General features: G+C 66.4%; 20 protein-coding genes and 1 other RNA gene. 15 read left to right on the top strand and 6 right to left on the bottom strand.

The features are described from left to right. Positions 1 to 6 precede the first annotated feature (6 nt). A complete protein-coding gene (locus tag G3A50_RS06945; protein WP_281355844.1) occupies positions 7 to 1,194 on the bottom strand; it encodes an acyltransferase family protein in 1,188 nt (395 codons plus the stop codon). A 239-nt stretch (positions 1,195 to 1,433) separates the two neighbouring features. Here G3A50_RS06945 and G3A50_RS06940 point away from each other — a divergent pair, with 239 nt between their 5' ends. The 3 genes from G3A50_RS06940 (at position 1,434) to G3A50_RS06930 (ending at position 3,862) form a co-directional block, all read left to right on the top strand. Next, on the top strand, positions 1,434 to 2,483 hold the full coding sequence (locus G3A50_RS06940) for a L,D-transpeptidase family protein (protein ID WP_425483470.1): 1,050 nt from the start codon (positions 1,434 to 1,436) through the stop codon (positions 2,481 to 2,483). A gap of 79 nt (positions 2,484 to 2,562) precedes the next feature. Beyond that, the gene (locus G3A50_RS06935) at positions 2,563 to 3,195 is read left to right on the top strand and encodes an SCO family protein (protein WP_163074564.1); all 633 of its coding nucleotides are present in this window, start codon (positions 2,563 to 2,565) and stop codon (positions 3,193 to 3,195) included. Positions 3,196 to 3,325: 130 nt separating this feature from the next. Next, positions 3,326 to 3,862, top strand: a complete 537-nt coding sequence (locus G3A50_RS06930; protein WP_210255239.1) for a GNAT family N-acetyltransferase — start codon at positions 3,326 to 3,328, stop codon at positions 3,860 to 3,862. Positions 3,863 to 3,945: 83 nt separating this feature from the next. On the opposite strand, the gene pyk is transcribed toward G3A50_RS06930, so the two are convergent. Continuing rightward, the gene (gene pyk, locus G3A50_RS06925; protein ID WP_210255238.1) at positions 3,946 to 5,499 is read right to left on the bottom strand and encodes a pyruvate kinase; all 1,554 of its coding nucleotides are present in this window, start codon (positions 5,497 to 5,499) and stop codon (positions 3,946 to 3,948) included. Positions 5,500 to 6,004: 505 nt separating this feature from the next. Between pyk and pyc the strand changes: the two genes are divergently transcribed. The 5 genes from pyc to G3A50_RS06900 all read left to right on the top strand — a co-directional run bounded on the left by pyc (position 6,005) and on the right by G3A50_RS06900 (position 14,260). Continuing rightward, the gene (gene pyc, locus G3A50_RS06920) at positions 6,005 to 9,472 is read left to right on the top strand and encodes a pyruvate carboxylase (RefSeq protein ID WP_163074561.1); all 3,468 of its coding nucleotides are present in this window, start codon (positions 6,005 to 6,007) and stop codon (positions 9,470 to 9,472) included. 39 nt (positions 9,473 to 9,511) lie between these two features. Then, positions 9,512 to 10,681 carry a Re/Si-specific NAD(P)(+) transhydrogenase subunit alpha gene (locus G3A50_RS06915; protein WP_163074560.1) on the top strand — a complete coding sequence of 390 codons (1,170 nt, stop codon included), beginning with the start codon at positions 9,512 to 9,514 and terminating at the stop codon, positions 10,679 to 10,681. Between the two features lie 152 nt (positions 10,682 to 10,833). Further along, complete coding sequence (locus G3A50_RS06910) at positions 10,834 to 11,328, top strand: proton-translocating transhydrogenase family protein (RefSeq protein ID WP_163074276.1); 495 nt, start codon at positions 10,834 to 10,836, stop codon at positions 11,326 to 11,328. Between the two features lie 10 nt (positions 11,329 to 11,338). Then, positions 11,339 to 12,736: an NAD(P)(+) transhydrogenase (Re/Si-specific) subunit beta gene (locus G3A50_RS06905; protein WP_163074559.1), complete on the top strand. Its 1,398-nt coding sequence runs from the start codon at positions 11,339 to 11,341 to the stop codon at positions 12,734 to 12,736. A gap of 117 nt (positions 12,737 to 12,853) precedes the next feature. Continuing rightward, a complete protein-coding gene (locus G3A50_RS06900; protein ID WP_163074558.1) occupies positions 12,854 to 14,260 on the top strand; it encodes an extensin-like domain-containing protein in 1,407 nt (468 codons plus the stop codon). A 7-nt stretch (positions 14,261 to 14,267) separates the two neighbouring features. Here the strand turns inward: G3A50_RS06900 and dapB are convergent, their stop codons facing one another. The 4 genes from dapB to G3A50_RS06880 form a co-directional block, all read right to left on the bottom strand. Further along, entirely contained in the window at positions 14,268 to 15,077 is an 810-nt protein-coding gene (gene dapB / locus G3A50_RS06895; RefSeq protein WP_163074557.1) for a 4-hydroxy-tetrahydrodipicolinate reductase, read from the bottom strand. 146 nt (positions 15,078 to 15,223) lie between these two features. After that, positions 15,224 to 15,602, bottom strand: an RNA gene (rnpB, locus tag G3A50_RS06890) — RNase P RNA component class A. Positions 15,603 to 15,764: 162 nt separating this feature from the next. Further along, positions 15,765 to 16,481, bottom strand: coding sequence for a lytic transglycosylase domain-containing protein (locus G3A50_RS06885; RefSeq protein ID WP_246252205.1), 717 nt, complete (start codon positions 16,479 to 16,481; stop codon positions 15,765 to 15,767). A 57-nt stretch (positions 16,482 to 16,538) separates the two neighbouring features. Further along, positions 16,539 to 17,321: an N-acetylmuramoyl-L-alanine amidase gene (locus G3A50_RS06880; RefSeq protein WP_163074556.1), complete on the bottom strand. Its 783-nt coding sequence runs from the start codon at positions 17,319 to 17,321 to the stop codon at positions 16,539 to 16,541. A gap of 275 nt (positions 17,322 to 17,596) precedes the next feature. On the opposite strand from G3A50_RS06880, the gene G3A50_RS06875 reads away from it, so the two are divergent. From G3A50_RS06875 to mraY, 7 genes are all read left to right on the top strand, one after another. After that, positions 17,597 to 18,073 (top strand): division/cell wall cluster transcriptional repressor MraZ, encoded by a 477-nt coding sequence (locus G3A50_RS06875; protein WP_163074555.1) that lies wholly within the window; start codon positions 17,597 to 17,599, stop codon positions 18,071 to 18,073. After that, a complete protein-coding gene (gene rsmH / locus G3A50_RS06870) occupies positions 18,073 to 19,107 on the top strand; it encodes a 16S rRNA (cytosine(1402)-N(4))-methyltransferase RsmH (RefSeq protein WP_163074554.1) in 1,035 nt (344 codons plus the stop codon). Before G3A50_RS06875 ends, rsmH begins: the two co-directional genes overlap by 1 nt. A 9-nt stretch (positions 19,108 to 19,116) precedes the next feature. Further along, a complete protein-coding gene (gene ftsL, locus G3A50_RS06865) occupies positions 19,117 to 19,731 on the top strand; it encodes a cell division protein FtsL (RefSeq protein WP_163074553.1) in 615 nt (204 codons plus the stop codon). Positions 19,732 to 19,749: 18 nt separating this feature from the next. Further along, positions 19,750 to 21,555 carry a peptidoglycan D,D-transpeptidase FtsI family protein gene (locus G3A50_RS06860; protein ID WP_163074552.1) on the top strand — a complete coding sequence of 602 codons (1,806 nt, stop codon included), beginning with the start codon at positions 19,750 to 19,752 and terminating at the stop codon, positions 21,553 to 21,555. Positions 21,556 to 21,716: 161 nt separating this feature from the next. Continuing rightward, positions 21,717 to 23,147 carry a UDP-N-acetylmuramoyl-L-alanyl-D-glutamate--2,6-diaminopimelate ligase gene (locus tag G3A50_RS06855; protein ID WP_163077389.1) on the top strand — a complete coding sequence of 477 codons (1,431 nt, stop codon included), beginning with the start codon at positions 21,717 to 21,719 and terminating at the stop codon, positions 23,145 to 23,147. 5 nt (positions 23,148 to 23,152) lie between these two features. Continuing rightward, entirely contained in the window at positions 23,153 to 24,592 is a 1,440-nt protein-coding gene (locus G3A50_RS06850; RefSeq protein ID WP_163074551.1) for a UDP-N-acetylmuramoylalanyl-D-glutamyl-2,6-diaminopimelate--D-alanyl-D-alanine ligase, read from the top strand. A 99-nt stretch (positions 24,593 to 24,691) separates the two neighbouring features. Beyond that, positions 24,692 to 25,777, top strand: a complete 1,086-nt coding sequence (gene mraY / locus G3A50_RS06845; RefSeq protein WP_163074550.1) for a phospho-N-acetylmuramoyl-pentapeptide-transferase — start codon at positions 24,692 to 24,694, stop codon at positions 25,775 to 25,777. The last annotated feature ends 10 nt before the right edge of the window (positions 25,778 to 25,787 follow it).

Below are 25,787 nucleotides of genomic sequence, written 5' to 3'. Positions count from 1 at the left end.
AACGCGTTAGGGCGCGGCGCGCGGCGCGGCCGTCCGAGCCCGTGCGCGAACGGCTTTCAGCCCCGCGAGCAGGGGGCGTTCCACCGTGACCAGGAAGACCGAGGCCAGTGCGAGCGTGGCCAGGCACACCAGCACGAAGAGGCCGCCGACGCCCGCTGCCCCCAGCGGGGCAAAGGCGACGAAGAACCATGCGGCCGGTGCCACGATAAGGGGGACATGGACAAGGTAGATCGGGAAGGACAGTGCCCCGAGGCGTTGAAGCGGTGCGCTGTCGAAGAAGCGGCGAAGGACCGGAGTGGTCAGCACCGAGACCAGCGCCAGCACCGCGCCGGCCTGCCGCCAGCCTTCGCCGCCGAGGCGTGACTGGATGGCGTCGAGCAGGCCGGGACCTGAGGCGTGGTAGGGATAGGTCGCGCCGATGACGAGCCCGGCAAACCCGATGAGAAGACCCGCCCTAGGCCGGTCGCGCAGATGCCCGCGGAACTCGAACACTAGCGCCCCGCCGCAGAAGGCGGCGAGATAGAACAGGCCCGTCGCGGCGAATCCGACAATGCCCACCACCATCGCCCAGCGGCGCAGGTCGCCTTTGAGGACGCCGTAGGACCCGTAGATCAGAACAGACCCGAGAAGCTCCGCCCGCATGGTCCATAGCGGGTTGTTGAAGCCGGTCGTGCCATTGAGAAACACCCCGACGCCGCCTTCCCAGATCGCCTGCGACAGGGGCGGGATGGGCGGTTGATAGGTCCAGCGAAACCACGTGCTGGTGCTGATCGCCTGTGCCTCCCGGGCGGCATCGGGAAAGCCGTTGAGCCAGGCCCAGGCGAGGATCGAGGAGACGAGAGCGGGGACCCCGAGGCGCAGATAGCGCAGGCTGATCATCAGCGGCGCCTCGTGCGCGCTTTTCGGCGCCGAAGCCGCCAGCACGAACCCCGACAGCACGAAGAAGATCGAGACCGCGAAATGCCCATTCCACAGCACCGCCAGCGGTGTGTCGAAGATGGTGAAGCCGGTGCGCGCCTTATCGGCGAAAGGACCGGGGGTGAAGGCATAGAAGAAATGGAAGGCCACCACGGCGCATGCCGCCGCCCCTCGCACTCCGTCGAGGCAGGTCACGCGCGGCCGCACTTTTGCCGGGACAATGTCCGATGGGAGGGTGAGGGCGGCCGCTCTCGGGGCGGGCCGTGAGGCTGACATGGTGCGCGCTCCCGACAGATGTGCCACCCCGGCAATCGCGCTGCGCGGCCGACGGCGTGCGCGGATGTAATACCTCCGGCGTGCGGGCATCAATCTCTGTCGCTGTGCGGGTGGAACCTCACATCCGCGTGCGCGGCCGCCGTGTTCATAAAGGAAAAACCATATTGGAGCTTCATGACGTCCGGGCGTCCCGTCGGCCCATCGAGTCACGCCCAGGAGCGAGGCGCCGCGGGATGAGAATGATGCACGCCGGGAGTCCCGTGTTGTTGAGTAAGCTGCTGGCCAGACTAGGTCTTTTCGCCGTCGCGATCGCTGCGGCCGCACTGGCGGGCTGCGCGTCGATGGACCGCGACGATCGCGGCGAGGTGCCGCTGAACGGCAAGATCCTCTCGGAAATGTCGGAAAAGGGCATGACGCCCGAAGACCCGATCATGATCCGTATCTACAAGCAGGAGAGCGAGATGGAGGTGTGGAAGCGCACGACGCGCGGCACCTACGCCCTGCTCAAGACCTATCCGATGTGCCGCTGGTCCGGGAAGCTCGGGCCGAAGACGCGCGAGGGCGACCGGCAGGCCCCGGAGGGTTTCTACTCCGTATCCAGGGCGCAGCTGAACCCGCGCTCGCAATACTATCTGTCGTTTAATCTCGGCTACCCGAACGAGCTGGAAAGCGCGCTTGGCTACACCGGCAGCGCGCTGATGGTGCATGGGGCCTGCACCTCCGCGGGCTGCTACGCCATGACCAATGATGGCGTGCAGGAAATCTACGCACTCGCCCGCGAGGCGCTGAGGGGAGGGCAGGAGAGTTTCCAGGTGCAGGCGCTGCCATTCCGCATGACGCCGGCCAATTTTGCCGCCCACCGCAACGATCCCAACATGGCGTTCTGGCGCAATTTGCAGGAAGGCACCGAGTATTTCGACCTGACGCGCAAGCCGCCCGTCGTGACCGCCTGCGCGGGGCGTTATCGCTTTTCACCACAGGCCAGCCCGGCGGATGCCGCGCTCGCCCCGCTCGGCGCGTGTCCGGCCGATCCGGACAGTGTCGAGATGGCCCAGCGTATCCAGCAGCGCCAGATCGCCGAGACCGCGCAGATGGTCGCCGTCGCCGCCGCCAATCCGGCTGTCGCGGCCCCCTATGTGGATGGCGGCATGCATCCGACCTTCCGCGAGGTGCTCCGCCGCTCGGGTCCGGAAAAACTCGCCGCGCTCACCTCGGGCAAGATACCGGTCAGCCAGCCCACCGCCGCGCTTGCCGATCCCTATGGCGGGCCAGCGACGACGACGCAGTGAACGCCCCCCGGTTTCGTGAATTGACCCAGTGTCGCGAAGGCGTCACCCCCCGGTTCGAATAACCGAGGGGGGCGAAAGAATGAGGACCGTGCGACGGGTTCTGTGGGTGCTGGTGGTGCTGGCATTGGCCGGTTTTGGCTGGCTGCTCCTCACCCGAACCGGGCAGGGGACCCGCGAGGACGCCGCCGGGCGCCCGGTTCCGCGGGAAGTGGCGATCGACATTTCCGAGCTTGGTGGTTCCTTCGCGTTGACTGATCAGGAAGGGCGCCGCGTCAGCGAGAAGGATGTCGAGGGGCGTCCCCATGCCGTGTTCTTCGGCTTCACCAGCTGCCCGGATGTGTGCCCCACCACGCTGTTCGCGCTCTCCCAGCTCCTGCCGCAGCTCGGCACCGATGCCGACCGGCTCAAGGTGCAGTTCGTCTCCGTCGACCCGGAACGCGACAGCGTGGAGCAGCTGAAGACCTACATGTCGTCCTTCGATCCGCGCATCCTCGCGCTTACCGGATCACGGGAAGAGATCGATACCATGGTGGCCAACTACAAGGCCTATGCCCGCAAGGTGCCGACTGAGAGCGGCTACACCATGGACCACACCGCTGTGGTGTACCTGATGGGCCCGGATGGACGCTTCGCCGGAACGCTTGATCTGCACGAGACGGCGGAGGTTCAGCTGGGCAAGCTGCGCCGCCTTGTTGCCCGCCCGCCCGCTTAAGGCCAGGCAAAGGCGAGGACAGAGCGGGTGCGCTCGGCTATAGGCGGGACAGACGAGGTGATCCGCGTGCCTTGGCCATCCGCGAGCTTCGCTTGTGCGGCCGGCGCGCGGCGAGAAAATGTTGAAGCCGATGCCCCACGAGTCTTGTCCCCTGGTGCGCGCCTGCGAAGAGGGCGACATCGCCTCGATCCAGTCCATCTATGCGCACCATGTGCTGCATGGGCTGGCAAGTTTCGAGGAAACGCCGCCCACGCGGGAGGAGATGGCGCGCCGTCGCGCGGCTGTGCTCGAGGCTGGCCTGCCCTATCTGGTCGCGGTGTTCCAGGGCGAGGTCGTCGGCTACAGCTATGCCACCAGCTACCGGCCCCGGCCGGCCTATCGTTATACGGTGGAAAATTCGGTCTATGTCGCGCAGGGACAGGGTGGGCGCGGCATCGGCAGCGCGCTGCTGGCGGCATTGATCGCCGATTGCGAGGCGGGACCGTGGCGGCAGATGATCGCCGTCATCGGCAATAGCGCGAACGCGGGCTCCATCGCGCTGCATCGCCGCCACGGCTTCACCCATGTCGGCACGTTGCGCGCGGTGGGATTCAAGCACGGTCGATGGGTCGACTCGGTACTGATGCAGCGCGCACTGGGAGCAGGTGAGGCCGAGCCTCCGACCTGAGTTTGCCGGGACCGCCGGAATGAAAAAAGCCCTCCCGTGAAGAGAGGGCCTTTATCGCGTGTGGGTTCGGCAGGCGTTGCCGCTCAGCCGGCGTCGTTCTCGTCCGCCGCGGTATCGATCGGCTGGGAGCGCGCAACCGAGGTGTCGCCGGCCTTCGCCGCGGCGCGGCGGGGGGCCTCCGCCGGCTGGGACGCCTTGGGAAGGCGCGCCAGCATCGTCTTGTCGAGGGTGACGAGACGCAGAACATTCGTGGTGCCCGGTGTCGCGAAGGGCACGCCGGCCGTGATCGCGATGCAGTCGCCTTCCTTGGCGAAGCCGTGCTCCAGCGTGATCTGCATGGCCTTGGTCGCCATTTCGCCGAAGGTGTGGATCTCCTCCGGCGCATGCACCACGTGGACGCCATAAGACATGACGAGGCGACGCGCGGTGGAGAGCTGGCTGGCAATGCCGACGATCGGGATATGCGGACGCTCGCGCGCGGCGTTCAGCGTCGTGGTGCCCGACAGCGTGTAGGTCACGATGGCGCCGGCATCGACCGAGGTGGCTGCCTGATAGGCGGCCTGTGTCACCGCATCGGCGACGGAATGGCCGGCATCGGGGCGCTGCGACTCGATGATCGCGCGGTAGCCCGGGTCACGCTCCACCTGCTTGATGATCTGGTCCATCATGGCGACGGCCTCGATCGGGTACTGGCCGGCCGCGCTCTCGGCCGAGAGCATGACCGCGTCCGCGCCGTCATAGACGGCGGTGGCGACGTCCGAGACCTCGGCGCGGGTCGGTACCGGCGAGGTGATCATCGATTCCAGCATCTGGGTGGCCACGATCACCGGCTTGCCCAGGCGGCGGGATTCGCGGATCACGCGCTTCTGGAGCGCGGGAATTTCAGGCAGCGACAGTTCCACGCCCAGATCGCCACGCGCCACCATGATGCTGTCGGACAGCTCGGTGAGGCGGGTGAGGTGCTCGACGGCGAGCGGCTTCTCCAGCTTCAGGTTGATCTGCGCCCGGCCCTGGATGAGTTCCTGGGCCTCGATGACGTCCTGCGGGCTCTGCACGAAGGAGAGCGCGATCCATTCCACGCCGAGATCGAGCGCGAAGAACAGGTCGGAGCGGTCCTTGTCGGTGAGCGCCGAGACCGGCAGCAGCACGTCGGGGACGTTGAAGCCCTTGTTGTTGGACAGGCGATTGCCGGCGATGACCTCGGCGTCGATGAAGCCGGCGCCCTTGCGAACCACCCGCACACGCACCTTGCCGTCGTCCAGCAGCACGGTCGAGCCCTCGTGCAGGGCCTCGAGAATTTCCGGGTGAGGAATCGGCACACGCTTCTCGTCGCCCGGTGTCGGGTCGGTGTCGAAACGGATGGTGGTGCCGGCGGTCAGGTTGATGAAGCCGTCGACGAACTTGCCGAGGCGCAGCTTCGGGCCCTGAAGATCGGCCAGAATGCCGATGGGGCGGCCCACATCCTTCTCCAGCGCGCGCACGGCGCCGAGCACACGGCCATGATTTTCCTGCGTGCCGTGACTGAAATTAAGCCGGAATACGTCGACCCCTGCCTCAAAGAGAGCCTTGATCATCTCCGGGCTGGATGAAGCCGGGCCCAGGGTCGCCACGATCTTCGTCGCGCGTTCCCGCCGCATAACCATACTATTCCTCCGTCGTGAAGCGTGCCGACGCAAGCGTCGACATGCCAGCTATGAACCAAAACGGGACAGTTGTCGCTTAGTTGTTATCTTGCATCGCAGCGTGTCGATTTGGCGACGAAGACGTTCAAAACTTAGAATTTCGCTGCAAAAAGACAACGGAGCTTGATGCTGCGCCGCCCAATTTCTTCCGCATTGCAGCAACGTTTGTGCGACTGACGCCATCGCTGGCACCATCGCCGCCGCTGCTGGTGCCATTTCGTCGACGATGCACAGCGGGCAGGGGCCGATGCGCGAAATCAACTTGCTGGCATCCGTAATTCTGTATACCAATAGATGGCACGCGCAAGTGGCCCGATGTGAGTTTGATCCGGCATGACTGATGCATCGCCGGCTCATCGGGCTGGTCAGGCGGCGGAACGAGGCTCTTTATTGTCCAAAGCCAGGATGTAGGTCCCGAGATCGTCCTTTCCCCGACCGCAACCATAGGCCCGCGCTCGCCATGACCCGCAAGATCAAGAAGCTTCTCGTTGCCAACCGATCCGAGATCGCGATCCGCGTCTTTCGGGCCGCGACCGAACTGGGCATCTCGACGGTCGCCATTTACGCGGAAGAGGACAAGCTCTCCCTTCACAGGTTCAAGGCGGACGAGGCCTATCTGGTCGGGCGTGGCGCTTGGCTCGAAAAGCCGCTCGGGCCGATCGACGCCTATCTGTCGATCGAAGAGGTGATCCGCGTCGCCAAGGAAGCAAAGGTCGACGCGATCCACCCCGGCTATGGATTCCTTTCCGAGAGTCCTGAATTCGCCGAGGCCTGCGCGCAGGCCGGCATCATCTTCATCGGGCCGACGCCGCAGACCATGCGCACGCTCGGCAACAAGGTGGCGGCACGTAACCTCGCCATCTCCGTCGACGTGCCCGTCATGCCGGCGACCGAGCCGCTTCCCGATGACGGGCAGGTCGTGCTGGAGGCCGCGCGCAAGGTCGGTTATCCGGTCATGCTCAAGGCGAGCTGGGGCGGCGGCGGGCGCGGCATGCGTCCCATCGAAAGCGAGGACAAGCTTCTCGATGCGGTGATGACGGCCAAGCGCGAGGCCAAGGCCGCTTTCGGCAAGGACGAGGTCTATCTCGAAAAGCTGGTCCGTCGCGCGCGTCATGTCGAGGTCCAGATCCTCGGCGATACCCATGGCAATCTGGTCCATGTCTATGAGCGCGACTGTTCAATCCAGCGGCGCAACCAGAAGGTCATCGAGCGGGCCCCGGCGCCCTATGTCGACGAAGCGACCCGCAAGGGCCTGACCGACGCGGCTCTGGCCATCGGCCGGGCCACCGACTACATCGGCGCCGGCACGGTCGAATTCCTCATGGATGCCGAGACCGGGGCCTATTACTTCATCGAGGTCAATCCGCGCATCCAGGTCGAGCACACGGTGACCGAGGTCGTCACCGGGCTGGACCTCATCAAGGCGCAGATCAAGATCCTCGAGGGCGGGCGCATCGGCGACGTCACGCAGACGGGCATTCCGAGCCAGGACGAGATCCGGCTAAATGGCCACGCCATGCAGTGCCGTATCACCACGGAAAACCCGGAGAACAACTTCGTTCCTGACTATGGCCGCATTACCGCCTATCGCGGCGCCATGGGCTTCGGCATACGCGTTGACGGCGGCACGGCCTATTCGGGCGCGGTGGTGACGCGCTTCTATGATCCGATGCTGGAGAAGGTGACCGCATGGGCGCCGACCAGCGAGGAGGTCATCGCCCGCATGTACCGGGCGCTACGCGAATATCGCATCCGCGGCGTGGCCACCAACCTGCCGTTTCTTGAGAACGTGCTGACCCATCCCGACTTCATTGCCTGTCGTTACACGACGCGCTTCATCGACACCACGCCGGAGCTTTTCGACTTCGGCGGCCGCCGCGACCGCGCGACCAAGCTGTTGGCCTGGATCGCCGACGTGACGGTGAACGGCCATCCCGAAGTGAAGGGCCGGGCGTTGCCGGCGGCCACGGCGCGTGTGCCTGAACCGCCCGCCTTCCTGAACGAACCGCCCGAAGGCTCGCGCCAGCTGCTTGAGCGGCTGGGTCCGAAGGGCTTCGCCGACTGGATGCTGGCACAGGAACGCGTGCTGGTGACGGACACCACCATGCGCGACGCGCACCAGTCGCTGCTGGCCACCCGCATGCGCTCCTACGACCTGGCGCAGGTCGCCAATTCCTATGCGCGCGGCCTGCCGGAGCTGCTGTCGCTGGAATGCTGGGGCGGCGCGGCGTTCGATGTGGCGATGCGGTTTCTCTCCGAGGACCCGTGGGAGACGCTGGCAAAGATCCGCGAGAACGTGCCCAACGTCCTGACCCAGACGCTGGTGCGCGGGGCCAACGGTGTCGGCTACGCCAACTACCCCGATAATGTGGTGCGCTTCTTCATCCGCCAGGCGGCGGATGCGGGTATGGACATCTTCCGCGTGTTCGACTGCCTCAACTGGATCGAGAACATGCGCGTCTCGATCGATGAGGCGCTGAAGACCGGCAAGCTCGTCGAGGGCGCGATCTGCTACGCCGGTGACATGCTGGATCCGGCGCGCTCGAAGTATGACCTGAAGTACTACATCTCCATGGCCAAGGAGCTGGAGAAGACCGGCATCCACATTCTCGGCCTGAAGGACATGGGCGGGCTTGTAAAGCCGGCGGCCGCCCGGGTGCTGTTCAAGGCGCTGAAGGAAGAGATCGGCCTGCCGATCCATTTCCACACCCATGATACCTCGGGCATCGCCGGCGCCTCGGTGCTGGCGGCTGTCGAGGCCGGGGTCGATGCGGTGGACCTTGCCATGGACGCGATGTCCGGCATGACCTCGCAGCCGTGCCTCGGCTCGATCGTCGAGGCGCTGCGCGGCTCGCCGCGGGACACCGGGCTCGATCCCGATGCGATCCGGCGCATCAGTTTCTACTGGGAAGGCGTGCGCGCCCAATACGCCGCGTTCGAGAGCGATCTCAAGGGGCCGGCCTCCGAAGTCTATCTGCACGAGATGCCCGGCGGGCAGTTCACCAACCTGAAGGAGCAGGCGCGCTCCATGGGTCTGGAGAGCCGCTGGCACGAGGTGGCGAAGGCCTATCGCGACGCCAATGACCTGTTCGGCGACATCATCAAGGTGACGCCGTCCTCCAAGGTTGTGGGGGATCTGGCGCTGATGATGGTGAGTCAGGGACTTTCCGCTGCCGACGTGCTGGACCCCAAGCGCGACGTCGCCTTCCCCGCTTCGGCGGTGGCGATGCTTCACGGCGAATACGGACAGCCGCTTGGCGGGTGGCCGGAGGCCTTGCAGAACAAGGCGCTGAAGGGCGAGCCGCCGATCACCGTGCGCTATGGCTCGCTGTTGGACGACGCCGATCTGGAAGCCGAGCGCGCCGAGGCTTCCAAGCTCATCGGTCACGAGGCCGGCGATCAGGAGCTGGCCTCCTATCTGATGTACCCGAAGGTGTTTGCCGACTTCGCACCGGTCGTCGCCAAGTTCGGGCCGGTCTCGGCGCTTCCCACCCCCGTGTTTTTCTACGGCATGAAGCCGGGCGACGAAGCCACGATCGAGATCGAGCGCGGCAAGGCGCTGATGGTGCGTCTCACCGCTCTGGGCGAAACCCGCGATGACGGCCTTGTCGAGGTGTTCTTCGAGCTGAACGGCCAGCCGCGCATGGTGGTGGTGGCCGATCGCGACGCGGTGCCAAAGGTCGCCGGGCGGCGCAAGGCGGAAGAGGGCAATGAGCTTCACGTCGCGGCCCCGATGCCGGGCACGATCTCCTCGCTCGCCGTGCATACCGGGCAGGTGGTCAGCGCGGGTGATGTTCTTCTCACCATCGAGGCGATGAAGATGGAAACCGCCATCCACGCGCCGCGTGGGGGAGTGGTACAGGAGATATTGGTGGCGCCCGGCAACGCCATTGATGCCAAGGATCTTCTGGTGGTCTTGGAAGACTGAACAATAATCGACTAACGAACCTTCTAAGGGAGGAAGGGAATGCGGCTATCAATACTTAAGGAAGATCTGTCGAGTGAACCCCGCGTGGCGGGCTCCCCGGACACGGTCAAGCGTTATGTTGGGCTTGGGTTTGAGGTTTTTGTTTCGTCTGGCGCGGGTGATTTGTCCGGGGTTGGCGACGGGGACTATGAAGGGGCCGGGGCGTCGGTTGTGGGGGACAACGCGGCGGCGGTTTCGGGGGCGGATATCGTTCTCGGTGTTCGCCGTCCCGAGGCGTCGGAGGTGTCGGGGGCCAAGCCCGGCGCGCTGGTGATCTCGATCATGGACCCCTACGGGCACGAGGCCGCGCTTGAGGAGCTGGCGAAGGCCGGCGTGTCGGCGTTCGCGATGGAGCTGATGCCGCGCATTACCCGTGCGCAGGTGATGGACGTTCTGTCGTCGCAGGCGAACCTTGCGGGCTACCGGGCGGTGATTGACGCCAGCAGCGAGTTCGGCCGGGCGTTTCCGATGATGATGACGGCGGCGGGCACGGTTCCCGCGGCGCGTGTTTTCGTGATGGGGGCGGGCGTTGCCGGCCTTCAGGCGATCGCGACGGCGCGCCGGCTCGGCGCGGTGGTGTCGGCGACCGACGTGCGCCCGGCGGCGAAGGAGCAGGTGGAGAGCCTCGGCGCCAAGTTCATCGCGGTCGAGGATGACGAGTTCAAGCAGGCCGAGACGGCGGGCGGCTACGCCAAGCAGATGTCGGCGGACTACCAGGCCAAGCAGGCGGCGCTGGTGGCGGCGCACATCGCCAAGCAGGACGTGGTGATCACCACGGCGCTGATCCCCGGCCGTCCGGCGCCGAAGCTGGTGTCGGAGGAGATGGTGGCGTCGATGAAGCCGGGTTCGGTGGTCATCGACCTGGCGGTCGAGCGGGGGGGCAATGTCGTCGGCGCGGTGCCGGGCGAGGTGGCGACCACGGCGAACGGGGTGAAGATCGTCGGGCACCTGAACGTGCCGGGCCGTCTGGCGGCGACGGCGTCGCAGCTTTACGCCAAGAACCTGTACGCCTTCGTCGAGACGCTGGTGAACAAGGAAAGCAAGGCGCTCGCGGTGAAGTGGGACGATGAGCTGGTGAAGGCGACGCTGCTGACCAAGGACGGCGCGGTGGTGCATCCCGGCTTTGGCGGGGCTCCGGCACCCGAGGCCGGGGCGGCGAGCGCGGCGTAGCGGCGCCCGGTTGCCGGCCCGCGGGTTTCCCGGGCGGCCTTCGGGCCGGGGAGCCAGGCGGGCGGCACGGATGCGCCTCGGGACGATTGAATGAGGGCGGTGGGCGCGGGGAGAGCGCGCCACCGGACCTTGGAACCTTCAGGGGAAGAGAAATGGCCAATCCGGCAGGGGGCGTGATACTCGCCCAGAACGCGGTGGGGGACCTGACCGCGCAGAACGCGGTTGAAGGCGCCCGCACGGCCGCGGAAGTCGCGCGCCAGGCGGCGGAGGCGGCGCAGGCCTACGCGGACGCGGCGGCGCAGAACTACGCGGAGATGGCGGGCGCGGTGGCGCACGGTCTGAGCGGAGGGGCGATCGACCCGTTCGTGTTCCGCCTGGCGATCTTCGTGCTGGCGGTGTGCGTGGGCTACTACGTGGTGTGGTCGGTGACGCCGGCGCTGCACACGCCGCTGATGAGCGTGACCAACGCGATCTCGTCGGTGATCGTGGTGGGGGCGCTGCTGGCGGTGGGCGTGGACACGGTGGCCGAGGGCACGGGCTGGGCGCGGGGCTTCGGCTTCATCGGGCTTGTGCTGGCTTCGGTGAACATCTTCGGCGGGTTCCTTGTGACCAGCCGGATGCTCGCCATGTACGCGAAGAAGAAGTGAGGGGACGGGGATGAACGCCAATCTGGTAGCGGTTCTCTACCTCGTCTCGGGGGTTCTGTTCATCATGGCGCTGCGCGGGCTTTCCAGCCCGGTGACCTCGCGCCAGGGGAACATGTACGGCATGGTCGGCATGACCATCGCCATTCTGACCACGCTGGCGGCGAGCCCGCCGGCGGGCTTCGGGGGCTGGGTGCTGGTGATCGGCGGCCTTGCCATCGGCGGCGGGGCGGGCGCGGTGATCGCGAGGAAGATCGCGATGACGGCGATGCCCCAGCTGGTGGCGGCGTTCCATTCGCTGGTGGGCCTTGCGGCGGTGATGGTGGCGGCGGCGGCGCTGTATGCGCCGGAAGCGTTCGGCATCGGCGAGCCGGGCATGATCCATGGCCAGGCGCTGATTGAGATGAGCCTCGGCGTGGCGATCGGCGCCATCACCTTCACCGGTTCGGTGATCGCCTTCGCCAAGCTCAACGGCAATATGAGCGGCAAGCCGATCATGCTTCCCGGCCGCCATGTGATCAATGCCGGCCTTGCGGTGCTGATCGTGGTGCTGATCGGCGTGCTGGTGGCGACCGAGAGCCACACCGTGTTCTGGCTGATCGTGCTGACGAGCCTTGTGTTCGGCGGCCTGCTGATCGTGCCGATCGGCGGGGCGGACATGCCGGTGGTGGTGTCGATGCTGAACAGCTATTCGGGCTGGGCGGCGGCGGGCATCGGGTTCACGCTTGGCAACACGGCGCTGATCATCACCGGCGCGCTGGTGGGCTCGTCGGGCGCCATCCTGAGCTACATCATGTGCAAGGGGATGAACCGTTCGTTTGTGTCGGTGATCCTTGGCGGGTTCGGCGGCGATGCGGCGGCGGGTCCGGCGGGGGCGGCGGAGAGTCGCCCGGTGAAGCAGGGCTCGGCGGAGGACGCGGCGTTCATCATGAAGAACGCGTCGAAGGTGATCATCGTGCCGGGCTACGGCATGGCGGTGGCGCAGGCCCAGCACGCGCTTCGCGAGATGGCGGACCGTCTGAAGGAGGAAGGCGTCGAGGTGAAGTACGCCATCCATCCGGTGGCGGGGCGCATGCCCGGGCACATGAACGTGCTGCTGGCGGAAGCGAACGTGCCCTATGACGAGGTGTTCGAGCTTGAGGACATCAACTCGGAGTTCGCGCAGGCGGATGTGGCCTTCGTGATCGGGGCGAACGACGTGACCAACCCGGCGGCGAAGACCGACCCGACCTCGGCGATCTACGGCATGCCGATCCTGGACGTGGAGAAGGCCAAGACCGTGCTGTTCATCAAGCGCGGCATGGCCGCCGGCTATGCCGGCGTCGAGAACGAGCTCTTCTTCCGCGACAACACCATGATGCTCTTCGCCGACGCAAAGAAAATGGTCGAGGATATCGTCAAAAATATCTGAATTAGTTCGAAAATCATAATAACGGCCGGGGGGAAACCTCCGGCCGTTTCGTTTCTTCTGGGCAATCGGCGCCGCTTGCTTAACCGGCTGTCAACCAACTTCGCCTAGCGTGCCCTCATGACGCGCGGCGTATCCTGGTTTCTCGTAGCCCCGCTCGTCCTCCTGGGGCTTTCCGGTTGCAAGTTCGGGCTCGAGCAGCGCGAACCCTGGCGCACGGAAGCAGAGGAACGGTGCCTGGCGGGGGGCCTTGTAAAGCCCTCCGCCTACACTGTTCCGGTCAAGGAGATCGAGGGCGCTGGTTCTTGCGGCATGGAACACCCGTTCCGTGTGCTCGCTTTCAATGAGGGGGCCGTCGAGGTTTCCCCGAAGGCGACGCTTGCCTGCCCGATCACCGCCTCGGTCGACCGCTGGTTGCTGGAGGATATCCAGCCTGCCGCCATGGCCTGGTTCGGCCAGCCCGTGGCGACGGTCAAGCAGATGTCGTCCTACTCCTGCCGAAACATGAACGGCGGTCCGTCCGGCAAGATTTCCGAGCATGCCTTCGGCAATGCCTTCGACATCGGCGGATTCGTGCTTGCGGATGGCCGGATCATTCTGGTGAAGACCGGATGGAAGGGCAGCGCGGATGAGCGCGGTTTCCTGCGCACCGTGCAATTCACCGCCTGCAAGCGCTTCTCCACCGTGCTGGGCCCAGGCTCGAACGTCTATCATTACGACCATATCCATGTGGATCTGATGCGTCGGGCGTCTGGCCATATGGCCTGCAACCCGAAGGTCACGCCCCCGGCTCCGCCCAATCTGCCGGTCTACAAGGCGCCGCCGATGGCGAGCCCGAGCTACAAGGCTCCACTCTCACCGGCGCCGTGGAATGCCCGACCGATGGTCGCGGCGCCGGCCGCCGTTACGCCGGTCGCGGATGAGACGTCTGCCGATGAGGGCTATGCACCGGACAACGCGGCGATCTTCTCGTCCGCCCCTATCGCGACGACGCCGCTGCCCAGGGCACCAGCTTCCGGACCGAGGCCCGTCGCCGCCGCGGCTGCGCCGGTGCCTCTCGCCGCGCCGGGAGCGCCCATGGCGCTGACTCCGGGACGCTCCGCGCCGCCGCCGGCCTATGGCCACGGCGTGGATCCCAACTATCGTTCGCCGACGCCGAACTACGGCGCGCCGCCTCAGCCGGCCCCCATCCAGCCGGCGCCTGCCCAGCCGGCGGGCTATCCGGCGAGCCCTTACCCCACGCAGGGCTATCCGGCTCCGGCTTCCAATTATCCGGCTCCGAATGCCTATCCGTCAGCGCGCCCGGCCGCACCGCCCGCAACGTCGCGACCCCCCGGCATACCGCTGCCGCCGGCAGGGATCCCGCTCGCCAAATGGCTCGGCCTCGACACGACCGCGACCGGCTCGATTGAAACCGCCAAGGCTGGAGAGGGCACGGCGCCCACGGGCAATGTGCGCTCCTTCACCGCCGAGCGGCAGTTCGCCAGCCCGATCCCCGTTCCCGAAGCCGAGGCCGGCGCGGACTGAGGTTCGCTCAGTCCAGCAGCGTATCCAGCCCCCGACGCACACCGGTCCATCCCCCGACCCTGCGTGCCGCGAGCAGCGTGCCCGCGACATAGGGAGCGGCTGAGGAGCCGGCGTCGTGGCGGATGGTGAGCCGCTCGTCCGGCGCGCCGAAAATGCTCTCGACGGCGAGGGTGAAGGAAGGCATGCGCAAGGCGTGCACGCGCACTTCCCGATCGCCTTCACCAAAGGCGCCTCCCCGCGTCGCCGGCACGCCCATGACATCGGCCACGGGGCGGCTGGTGGCGGGCTGGCGCAGGGCGCTCAGCGTTTCGGCAAGCTCACGCGCGGTGCCCGAGGGGGCATCGGGCTTCTTGGCGGAGGCATAATCGATGAGCTCGACATCGGCGACATACTTCGCCGCCTCAAGCGTGAAGCGCTTCATAAGAGTGGCGGTGATCGAGAAATTTCCCGCGGCCAGGACGCCCAATCCCTGCTCGCGGGCGACGATGTCGAGCTCCGCGAAGTCGGCGGAGCCAAGGCCCGACGTGCCGATGACGACGGCAAGGCCCGCCTTGAGCGCGGCAAGGCTGTTTGCCTTCACGACATCCGGCTTGGTGTAGTCGATCAGCACATCGGCAGGAATGGCGAGCGCGTCGGCGATGCCGGCGAAGACCGGGACGCCGGAAGGCCCGCCGCCGAGCGCGCCGCCAAGATCGGTTCCCGCATGGCTGCGCGAGATCGCGGCAACGAGATCAAGATCGGGAGCCGCGGCAAGGGCGGGGACAAGGGCGCGCCCGACCCACCCGGTGGCGCCGGCGAGGATGATGCGAAGAGACATGACCGGATTCCCATGAGGCCGCCGCGCGGCGATGGCGCGCGCGCGATGCGCCAAGCCATAGCAAGGTGGGCAACCGCGTGCCAGCCGCCGCGTTCTGACGCGGAGATCCGCGTGCCGGCCGCCTGCGCCGGTTCCCTTGGGGGGTAGTTGCCAGCCGGCCTGTAAGCCGGGTTCTGTATGGCGGGATTTCTCCCACGTGACGGCCATTCCTCTGGGACGCCGGTTGCCCGGCGCCTCAAGCAGTCAACCCGGGCGGCTGTCCGGAGACAGGACCTGAGGCAGAGCCTCGTGCCACCCCTATACGACTTTGCTCCCGGTGGGGTTTGCCATGCCGCTTCCGTTGCCGGCCGCGCGGTGCGCTCTTACCGCACCGTTTCACCCTTGCCGCGGGCGAACCCGAGGCGGTTTGATTTCTGTGGCACTTTCCCTAGGGTCACCCCCGCCGGACGTTATCCGGCACCGTGTCTCCGTGGAGCCCGGACTTTCCTCGGCGCCTTGCGGCGACGCGGCCGTCCGGCCGGCTGGCGGGGGAGCAATGGGCGAGCGGAGCCCCCGCGTCAAGTCGAGCCGGCCTGGGTGGCGGGATATCGGGTCCACGCATGGGAGCCGGGAGAGCAACGCAAGACCTGAGCCGGCCCGGCCCCCAACGCGCGAACGAGGGCGGCGCGTCCACGACGCGCCACACGCTCAGTTGGCCGCCATGATGGTGCGGGCCTTGGAGCAATAGGTGCGCGCGGCCGAGGACATGCGCTTGGCGCCATGCCCGCCCTGGTAGCGCATCACCGTTCCGCAGGTATCGCCTCCGGCGAGGCGATAGGCGCCCGCGAGATAGCGCATGCCGAATTTGATGTTCGTGGCCGGCTCGTAAAGCGCGGAGCGCGAGCCGCGATAGCCAATGCCCCGGGCCGTCTGATGCTTGATCTGCATGAGGCCGATCTCGCCGGCGCGGCCGGTCAGGTGGGTGTTCCAGTTGCTCTCGATGCGAACCACGGCGCGCGCCAGGGCGACCGGCACGCCATTGGCGCGGGCTTCCTTGTCGACAATAGCGATGAGTGAGTTTGCGGAGCTCTGTTTAGTCTCTGTGGAAGAGGCGGAAGAGCGAGCTGATCTCTCGATTTCCTGCTTGGCGTTCACGATGTTCGCACCTGAGATCGTGATGATCATGGCGGCCACTGAAGCACTGGCGAGGCGAATGAAATTCATTACCGTTATTTTGCCTTTGCGGATTGATTGCGAAGGCCGGCGAGAAGCCCGGTAAATCTGTCTCGAATGAGGCTTCAATCCCGCGGTGACATGGCAATAGCCTCGACGCGCGCGAATGTCGCGTCGCCGATAAGTGACAGTGTGGCGCAACCGCAACGTTTGCGAACGAAACTTGCGCGTGTATCCGGCCGCGCGCAGCATCCGGTCGGGGTCCGATAAAATGGGATGGGTACAAATGAGTCAGATGCGGGCGGTGGGCTACGCGCGGCCGCCTCCCGGACGGGACGTGGAGAGCTGATAGAGGGTCTGGAGCGTCGAGACGTCCGCGATACCGTCCACACGGGCACGTCGGAAATGGCGCTGGAAGGCGCGCACCACCGCTTCGGTATGCGCGCAGTAGCTTCCGGTAACCGGCACGTCGTAGCCGTAGAGGGCGAGCATCGCCTGCAACGCTTCCACCGGCTGGCCGTGCTCGCCGCGCATGAAGTAGCGGCCGTCGCTCGGCGGCACTTCCTCGACCAGATGGCCGACGCCGGCGCGGTGCAGCACCTGCCACGGGAACTTCTCGCCAGGATCCTCCTTGCGCAGCGGCGCGACGTCGGAATGCGCGAGCACGCGCTCGGGCGGGATCGGACGGCGCGAAAGGATGTCCTTGGCCAGCGCCGTCACCGCCTCGATCTGGATCGCAGGGAAGGGTGGGTAGCCGTGTTCATGGCCAGGATTGGCAATCTCGATGCCGATGGAGCGCGAGTTGATGTCGCTCTCGCCATCCCAGCGCGCCACACCCGCGTGCCAGGCGCGCTGCCGTTCGGGCACCAGCTGGGCGATGCGGCCATTCTCGAACACGACATAGTGTGCGGAGACCTGACGTTCCGGTGAGCGCAGCCATTCGAGCGCCTGAACGGTCGACTCCATGCCGGTGTAGTGCAGAACCAGCATATCCGGCGCGCTCACGCCGATCCGCTCGCCGTGGTTGGGGGAAGCCAGTACCTCCGCGACGAGAGGGGAGTCGGGTGAAAACGCGGCGGACATCTCATTCATCGCGCCAGCTAAGCGGCGATGGAGCCGGATTCAACCGATTCTTAAGGTTCATGGAGCGTTAATCGGCATTCACCGGCCGGGTGGTTCGGTGCGTCGCGATCCGCGGCGACCCGGATCCCTCCTGCCGTTCCATTGACGCCCATTGTATCCCATGGTAACCCAGATCATCCCGTTGCAGTATCAAGTCGGCAAGTCCAGCGGCGCCCTCGTGGCGCCGGGAGCTTTGCGACGTGTTCTTGCCGGGGGGCGTATTTATAACGGGGTGTACCGGGCCAATGGACCGTTTCGTATCGACCTATGCGATGCGGCTCGATTCCAAGGGCCGGATGTCGGTTCCCGCGGCCTTCCGCGCGCTGATCGCACGCGATGGGTTGGAGCATCTCATCTGTCACCCGGCGCTGGATCTACCAGCTCTGGAGGCGGGAGGGACGCGGCTGATGAGTGGAATCGACAGCCTGATCGAGCGCTTTCCTCCCTATTCGGAAGCGCGCGAACAGCTGGCGGGCGCGCTCTACGGGGCGATCGAGACCTTGAAGCTCGATTCCGAGGGGCGGGTGATGCTGAGCGAGAATTTGAAGGCGCATGCGCATATTCAGAACGAGGCCGTTCTTGTCGGCCTTGGCGACCGATTTCGAATCTGGGAGCCCGAGCGCTTCCGGTCCCATCTCGCGGAGGCCACTGCGAAGGTGCGGGCATTGAAGCAACAGCTCGGCTCCCGGGGGGCGCGGGACATCCGCGCCGAGGAGGCGTGATGGCGGGTCGCGGCGGTTCGGATTCGGACGCTGCCGGCGGACCGGCCCGTCATCTGCCCGTCCTTCTCGAAGAGGTTGTCGACCACCTCGCGCTGGTCGACGGCGGTCTCTATGTCGACGGCACTTTCGGCGCTGGCGGGTATACGCGCGCCATTCTGGACGCCGCGGATACCCGCGTCATCGCCATCGACCGCGACCCCAACGCCATTCGTGACGGCCAGGAACTGGTGGCGTCGAGCGCCGGCCGGCTTCGCCTGGTGCATGAACGCTTCAGCCGGCTCGACGAGGTGGTCGAGGCGGAAGGCCTCGGCATGGCAGACGGCGTGGTGCTGGATATCGGCGTTTCCTCCATGCAGATCGACGAGGGGGAACGCGGTTTCTCGTTCCGCCGCGACGGACCGCTGGACATGCGCATGTCCAGTGAGGGCCCTTCCGCCGCCGACCTCGTGGGAAAGCTGTCCGATACCGAGCTGGCCAATCTGATCTATCGTTTCGGCGAGGAGCGGCAGTCGCGCAATATCGCCCGCGCCATCGTTGCGGCGAGGGCCGAGATACCGATCACCCGCACGCTCCAGCTCGCCGATATCATCGCCAAGGTGGTGTGGGCCAAGCCGCACGAGCCGCACCCGGCCACGCGGACTTTCCAGGCGCTGCGAATTGCCGTGAACGACGAACTGGGCGAGCTCGCCCGCGCGCTTGAGGCGGCCGAACGCGTGCTCAAGCCGGGTGGGCGACTGGTTGTCGTCACCTTCCATTCCTTGGAAGACCGCATCGTGAAGAACTTTCTTTCCAACCGTGCCAAGGCTTCCGCAGGCTCACGTCACATGCCCGCGCTTGCCGGGCCGGCGCCAAGCTTCAAACTCGTCGCGCGCGGCGTGGTCGATGCCGGCGAGGAGGAGCTGCGGCGGAATCCCCGCGCGCGCTCGGCCAAGCTGCGTGCGGCCGAGCGAAGCGGCGCTCCGGCTCATCCAACCGGTGATCTGGACAGACTGCTGCCCCCGCTTCCCGTCGCCGATGCCCGTAGCCGCCGCTGAGGTCGAGACATGTTCCGCGTACTCAATGCCGTCTCGGTCATCGCCCTGCTCGCCGCTGCCGGCGCGGTCTACCAGGTCAAGTATTCCGCGGCCTTCGAGGCCCAGAAAATCGCCAAGGTGCGCAGCGAGATCCGCGCCGAACGCGATCGCATCGCCATTCTCAATGCCGAATGGGCGCGCCGCACGGCGCCTGACCGCATCCAGGCATTGGCCGAGAACCATCTCGACATGCAGCCGCTCGACGTCGCTCATATGGACGTCCTGGCGAGCCTGCCGGCGAAGCCCGAGCCGCAGGGGGACGTGCTCGGCGGCATGATCGAGGCGCTGGTCGACGGCCCCTCGCCCGCCGGATCGGGCGCGGAGGCAACGCGGCAGTCGAGCAAACCGGTTTCCAAGATGCCGGCGCCCAAGCCCGGCCGCCTGCCGCCTGATGCGCCGCTTGCCGAATCCTCGGCGACGGGGGTCGAGCTTTCGGGCGTGCCGCTGCCGCTGTCGGCCGTGCCTTCGGCCGGCAACATGGCGCCGCGACGCCCGCAATTCACCGGCCCGCAGGGTGCGCTTGGCGCGCCGCTCAATCCCGCCGCGTCCACACCGCTCCTGCCGCCCGGCACGGTCGGTCAGTAGCCCACGGAGGTCGCCACCATGGCAGCGTTGTTTTCCTCCCTCGCCGCGCGTGTGAAAGCGGGCGTGTTCGCCCTGCCGGGAGCGCTGCTGCGCCTCCCGCTGCGGATCGTTCGTTTGTTGATCGGTATTGTGCGTGCCGCACTGGGACGCGGGCGGCCGGAGCCGCACGCGGTGGCCCGTGCGCGCCTGCTGCTGTGCATGCTGGTGTTCTCCGGCGTGTATCTCGCCATCGCCGGTCGCCTTGCCATGCTGGCTTCGGTGCCGGAAGGCACCGTGGCGCGGCGTGGCATCGCCTCCGATGCGGTGGCCTCGGCCCGGCCCGATATCCTCGACCGCAACGGGCTCGTACTCGCGACCGACGTCAAATCGGCGTCGCTTTATGGCGAGCCGCGGCGCCTGATCGATGTCGACGAGGCGGTGGAGGCGCTGACCGCCATCCTGCCGGACCTGAATGTGGACGAGCTGCGCCAGCGGCTTTCCAGCAAGCGCGGCTTTGTCTGGCTCAAGCGCGACATCAGCCCCCAGCAGCAGCGGGAAATCCATGCGCTGGGATTGCCCGGCATAGGGTTCATGACCGAGAACCGTCGGATCTATCCGGGGGGCACGCTCGGGGCGCAGGTGCTCGGTTCGACCAATATCGACAACCAGGGCATTGCGGGTCTCGAAAAGTGGATCGACAATCGCGGCCTTGCGGACCTCCATCTGGCCGGCTTCGCCTCGGACCGGCAGCAGGAGCCTGTTGAGCTCTCGCTGGATCTGCGTGTGCAGCACGTGCTGCGCGACGAACTCTTCACCGCCAAACAGAAGTTCAAAGCCATCGCCGCGGCCGGTGTTGTGGTTGACGTGCGCTCCGGCGAGATCATCGCCATGGCGTCGCTTCCCGACTTCGACGCCAATGATCCCGCTCGCTCGCTGGACCCGAAGAACCTCAACCGCCTGACGACGGGCGTGTTCGAGATGGGCTCGACCTTCAAGGCCCTGACCTTCGCCATGGCGCTGGACAGCGGAAAGTTCAATCTGAACTCGACCCTCGACGCGCGCAGCGCGCTGCAGTTCGGGCGCTTCAAGATCCACGACTATCACGCCGAGAACAAGGTCCTGACCCTCCCGGAGGTGTTCATCTACTCGTCGAACATCGGCACGGCGAAGATGGCGCTGGCGATTGGTGTTGAGGGGCACAAGGCGTTCCTGCAGAAAATGGGCCAGCTCGACCGGCTGCGGACTGAACTGCCCGAAAGCGCGGCGCCTCTGGTGCCCAAGCGCTGGGGCGAGCTCAACACCGCCACGATCGCCTTCGGCCATGGTCTCGCCGTCGCGCCAATCCAGGTGCTGATGGCGGAGAACGCCCTTGTGAATGGCGGGTGGCTGATGCCTCCGACCTTCCTCAAGCGGACGCCGGAGGACGTCGCCAAGGTTGCTGTGCGCGTGCTCAAGCCGGAGACCAGCGTGAAGATGCGCTATCTGATGCGCCTGAATGCGGAAAAGGGATCCGGCAAGAAGGCCAATACGCCGGGCTATTTCGTCGGCGGTAAGACCGGAACCGCCGAGAAGGTGATTAACGGGCGTTATTCGAAGACGAAGCTGCTCACCTCGTTCATCTCCGCCTTCCCCATGGACGATCCGCAGTATCTTGTTCTGGTCATGCTGGACGAGCCGCAGGCGGTGGAGGGCACGTATGGTTATGCAACCGCGGGCTGGAACGCGGCCCCGACCACGGCTCACATCATCCAGCGTATCGCCCCCATGCTCGGCATCATGCCGCGCAAGGATCTTCCGACGGCGGAGAGCATTCTGACCAACACCACGCTCGCGCAGGCGCAATAGACCGGGAGGTCGATTTCCGATGCGTCAGTCCCCCGGAATCGGCTATTCCCAATGTCGGGCGCGTACAGCTTCCCGCTATGCTCCGTGGGAGCAGGACCGCTAGCATGTCTGATCCGACCCAGCAGTCGACCAAACGTTCGCGAAACCTCACATTGGGGCACATGGTAGGCGCGGATGCCGACTACCAGTTCGCTGATGCCACCATCGAGGTCGCCGATCCGGTGCTCGACAGCCGCAAGGCTCGTGCAGGCGATGTGTTTTTTGCGCTTGCCGGGACCAAGACCGACGGCATGGCCTTCGCCCGCGACGCCATTGCCCGCGGCGCGGTGGCGGTGGTCGGCGAGGCGGAACTGACGGACGGCATCGAGCCCGGCATCGCCTATGTGCGCGTGGGAAATGCGCGCCGCGCGGTGGCCCTTGCCGCCGCCCGCGCCTTTCCACGGCAGCCCGAAACCATTGCCGCTGTGACAGGGACCTCTGGCAAGACCTCGGTTGCGGCCTTCGCGCGGCAGATTTGGCAGACGCTTGGCCATGCCAGTGCGAGCCTGGGCACGCTCGGCGTGGTGGCGCCGTCCGGCGCCGTCTATGGCTCGCTCACCACTCCGGACCCCATCGCCCTGCACCGCACGCTGCATGCGTTGGCGGGTGAAGGCGTGACCCATCTGTGCCTTGAAGCCTCGTCGCACGGGTTGGATCAGTACCGTCTCGACGGTGTACGCCTGTCCGCCGGCGGCTTTACCAATCTGTCGCGCGACCACCTCGACTATCATCCGACCATGGAGGCTTATCTCGACGCCAAGATGCGGCTGTTCCGCGATCTCGTGCCACGCGGCGGTGGCGCGGCGGTGTGGGTCGATACCGTCGAGGGCAGCCATGTCGCGCAGGTTGCGGCGGATCACGAGCTGAACCTGCTTGGCATCGGCGTTGCGGGGGCCGGTATCGCCCTGCTTGAGCGCCACGACGAGGGCCTTGGCCAGCGTCTCGAGGTGGAGGCGGACGGACAGCGCTTTTCGCTGAAGCTGCCGCTGGTCGGCGCCTTCCAGGCAGCAAATGCGCTCGTCGCCGCGGGTCTTGCCATGCTGACGGGTGCGTCGGCCGCCGAGGCGCTCGGTGCGCTGGAGACGCTGCAGGGTGTCCCGGGCCGGCTGGAACTCGTCGGCGTGAAGAACCATGCCAGCGTTTTCGTCGACTATGCACACAAGCCCGACGCGCTCGCCAATGCGCTTGATGCGCTGAGGCCTTATGTAACCGGGCGGTTGATCGTAGTGTTTGGCTGCGGCGGCGATCGCGACAAGGGCAAACGTCCGCTCATGGGCGCCATTGCGGCTGATCGGGCGGACGTGGCGATCGTGACGGATGACAATCCGCGCAGCGAGGACCCTGCGGTCATTCGCGCCGAAATCCTTGCCAGCGCACCTGGCGCCACGGAAATCGGTGATCGGGCGCAGGCGATCCGCACGGCCATTTCGATGGCGCAATCAGGGGATGTCGTGCTGATCGCCGGCAAGGGCCACGAAACCGGCCAAATCATCGGCGACCGGACGTTCCCCTTCTCCGACCGCGACGTCGCGGCGGGATATCTCGGAGAGTGAACCCGATGGCTGATGCCGTGCCGCTCTGGACGCCCGAAACGCTCGTGCAAGCGACGGGCGGCACGCTCCTTGGTGTCGGCGACGGCGCGATCAACGGCGTTTCGATCGATACACGCACGCTGCAGCCGGCCGACATGTTCTTCGCCATTCGCGGCGAGAACAGCGACGGCCACGCCTATGTCGAGGCGGCAATTGGGCGCGGCGCCGCGCTGAGCGTGGTCGAGCGCGGCAGGGTCGAGGACATGCCGCCCGGTGCGGCGCTGCTGGCCGTCGACGACGTCCTCGGCGCGCTGGAGGCGGTCGGTCGCGCCGCGCGTGCGCGAACCGAGGCGCGGATTGTTGGTGTCACCGGTTCCGTGGGAAAGACGACGACCAAGGAGGCCTTGCTGCTGAGCCTGGGGGCGGATGGACCGACCCACGCATCAGCCGCTTCCTACAACAACCACTGGGGTGTGCCGCTCTCCCTGGCGCGCATGCCCGAGCGCAGCGCCTATGGCGTGTTTGAGCTCGGCATGAACCATGCGGGCGAGATCGGTCCGCTGGCCGCCATGGTCCGTCCGCACGTCGCGGTCATCACCACCATCGAGCCGGTGCATATCGCCCAGTTTCCCAACGTGGAGGCGATCGCCGATGCCAAGGCGGAGATCTTCAGCGGCGTCGAGCCGGGCGGGGCGGTCGTGCTGAACCGCGACAACCCTCAATATACCCGCCTTGCCGATGCGGCGCGCGCGGTCGACATCAAGACCATTGTGGGCTTCGGCGAGACGTCGAGTGCACAGGCGCGCCTGCTCAGTATTGCACTTCAGTCGCAGAGCTCGACCGCGATCGCGGACATCATGGGCGAGACGGTGAGCTTCAAGGTCGGGCTGCCCGGCCGGCACATCGTGCAGAATATGCTGGCTGTACTCGCCGCCGCCAAGCTGGCGGGGGCGGATCTTTGCCTTGCTGCGCTCGCGCTGTCCTCGCTCGGACCTCCACCCGGTCGCGGGGTGCGCACCAGACTTGGAGTCAAGGGCGGTGCCGCGACGCTGATCGACGAGAGCTACAACGCCAACTCCGCGTCGATGCGCGCGGCGCTGGCGGTTCTCGCGGGCGTTCCCGTTGAAGGGCGCGGGCGGCGGATCGCGGTGCTGGGCGACATGCTGGAGCTGGGCGCCGCCGGGGAAGCGATGCATCGCGACCTGGCGCCAGCGGCGGCGGGAGCCGACCTTGTCTTCTGTGCCGGTTCGCTGATGCGCGCGCTCTGGGAGGCGCTGCCTGCCGGTCGTCGCGGCGCGTGGGCGCCCGATGCGCAGGCTCTGCTTCCTCTCGTCGCCGATCGTGTGCGCGCGGACGATGTGCTGATGGTGAAGGGATCGAACGGCAGCCGCATGGGCTCGCTCGCGCGGGGGCTCATCGAGCGCTTTCCCGCCGGCAAAACCGTAGCGGTGGATCTGTCCGAATGATGATGACGTGTCCCGTTTCCGTATTTCCGATCGTGGCCCGGCAGGTGGTGAGCCGCCGTGGCACGCGTTCGCGCCTGATGCCCCCGGAAGGTTGATTCGATGCTGCAATGGCTGACCCAGTTCCAGGAGAGCCTCCCGGCCCTCAATGTCTTCCGCTACATTACCTTCCGGACCGGCGGCGCGATCATCACCGCGCTGCTTTTCGTTTTCATGTGCGGCCCGGCGATCATCGCCATGCTGCGGCTGAAGCAGGGCAAGGGCCAGCCGATCCGCACCGATGGCCCGCAGTCGCACCTGCTCACCAAGAAGGGCACGCCCACCATGGGCGGGCTGATGATCTTCTCCGGGCTGATGGTGGCGACGCTGCTATGGGGAAACCTTTCCAACCCATATGTGTGGGTGGTGCTGTTCGTCACCATCGGCTTCGGTTTGATCGGTTTCTATGACGACTATCTCAAGGTCACCAAGCAGACTCATGCGGGCCTTTCGGGCCGGTCACGCCTTGCCATCGAGGCGGTGATCGCCGGCTCGGCGGCGGTCGTCATCATGCATGTCGGGCGCGAGCCGCTGTCCACCTCGGTGGCCTTCCCCTTCTTCAAGGACCTGCTGATCGACCTCGGGTGGTTCTTCGTCATCTTCGCCGCTTTCGTCATCGTCGCGGCCGGCAACGCGGTGAACCTGACGGACGGGCTCGATGGTCTGGCCATCGTGCCGGTCATGGTGGCGGCGGGCAGCTTCGGGCTGATCTCCTACCTGTCCGGCAACGTGCTGTTCGCGGACTATCTGCAGATCCACTACGTCGCCGGTGTCGGCGAACTGGCGGTCATTTGCGGCGCCATCATCGGCGCGGGGATCGGCTTCCTCTGGTTCAATGCGCCGCCGGCGCAGATCTTCATGGGCGACACCGGGTCGCTGGCACTGGGCGGCCTGCTCGGCACCATTGCTGTGGCGACGAAGCACGAGATCGTGCTCGCCGTCATTGGCGGGCTTTTCGTGCTGGAGGCGGTATCGGTGATCGTGCAGGTGATCTCATTCAAGCTCACCGGCAAGCGCGTGTTCAAGATGGCGCCCATCCACCATCACTTCGAGCAACTCGGCTGGACCGAGCCGCAGATCGTGATCCGGTTCTGGATCATTGCCGTGGTGCTGGCGCTGATCGGTCTTTCCACGCTCAAGCTGCGTTGATGATGCCCGC

Source organism: Ancylobacter pratisalsi, assembly GCF_010669125.1.
Taxonomy (GTDB): Bacteria; Pseudomonadota; Alphaproteobacteria; order Rhizobiales; family Xanthobacteraceae; genus Ancylobacter; species Ancylobacter pratisalsi.
The sequence above is the reverse complement of the archived record's forward strand: the minus strand, read 5'-3'. Positions and strand labels throughout refer to the sequence as shown.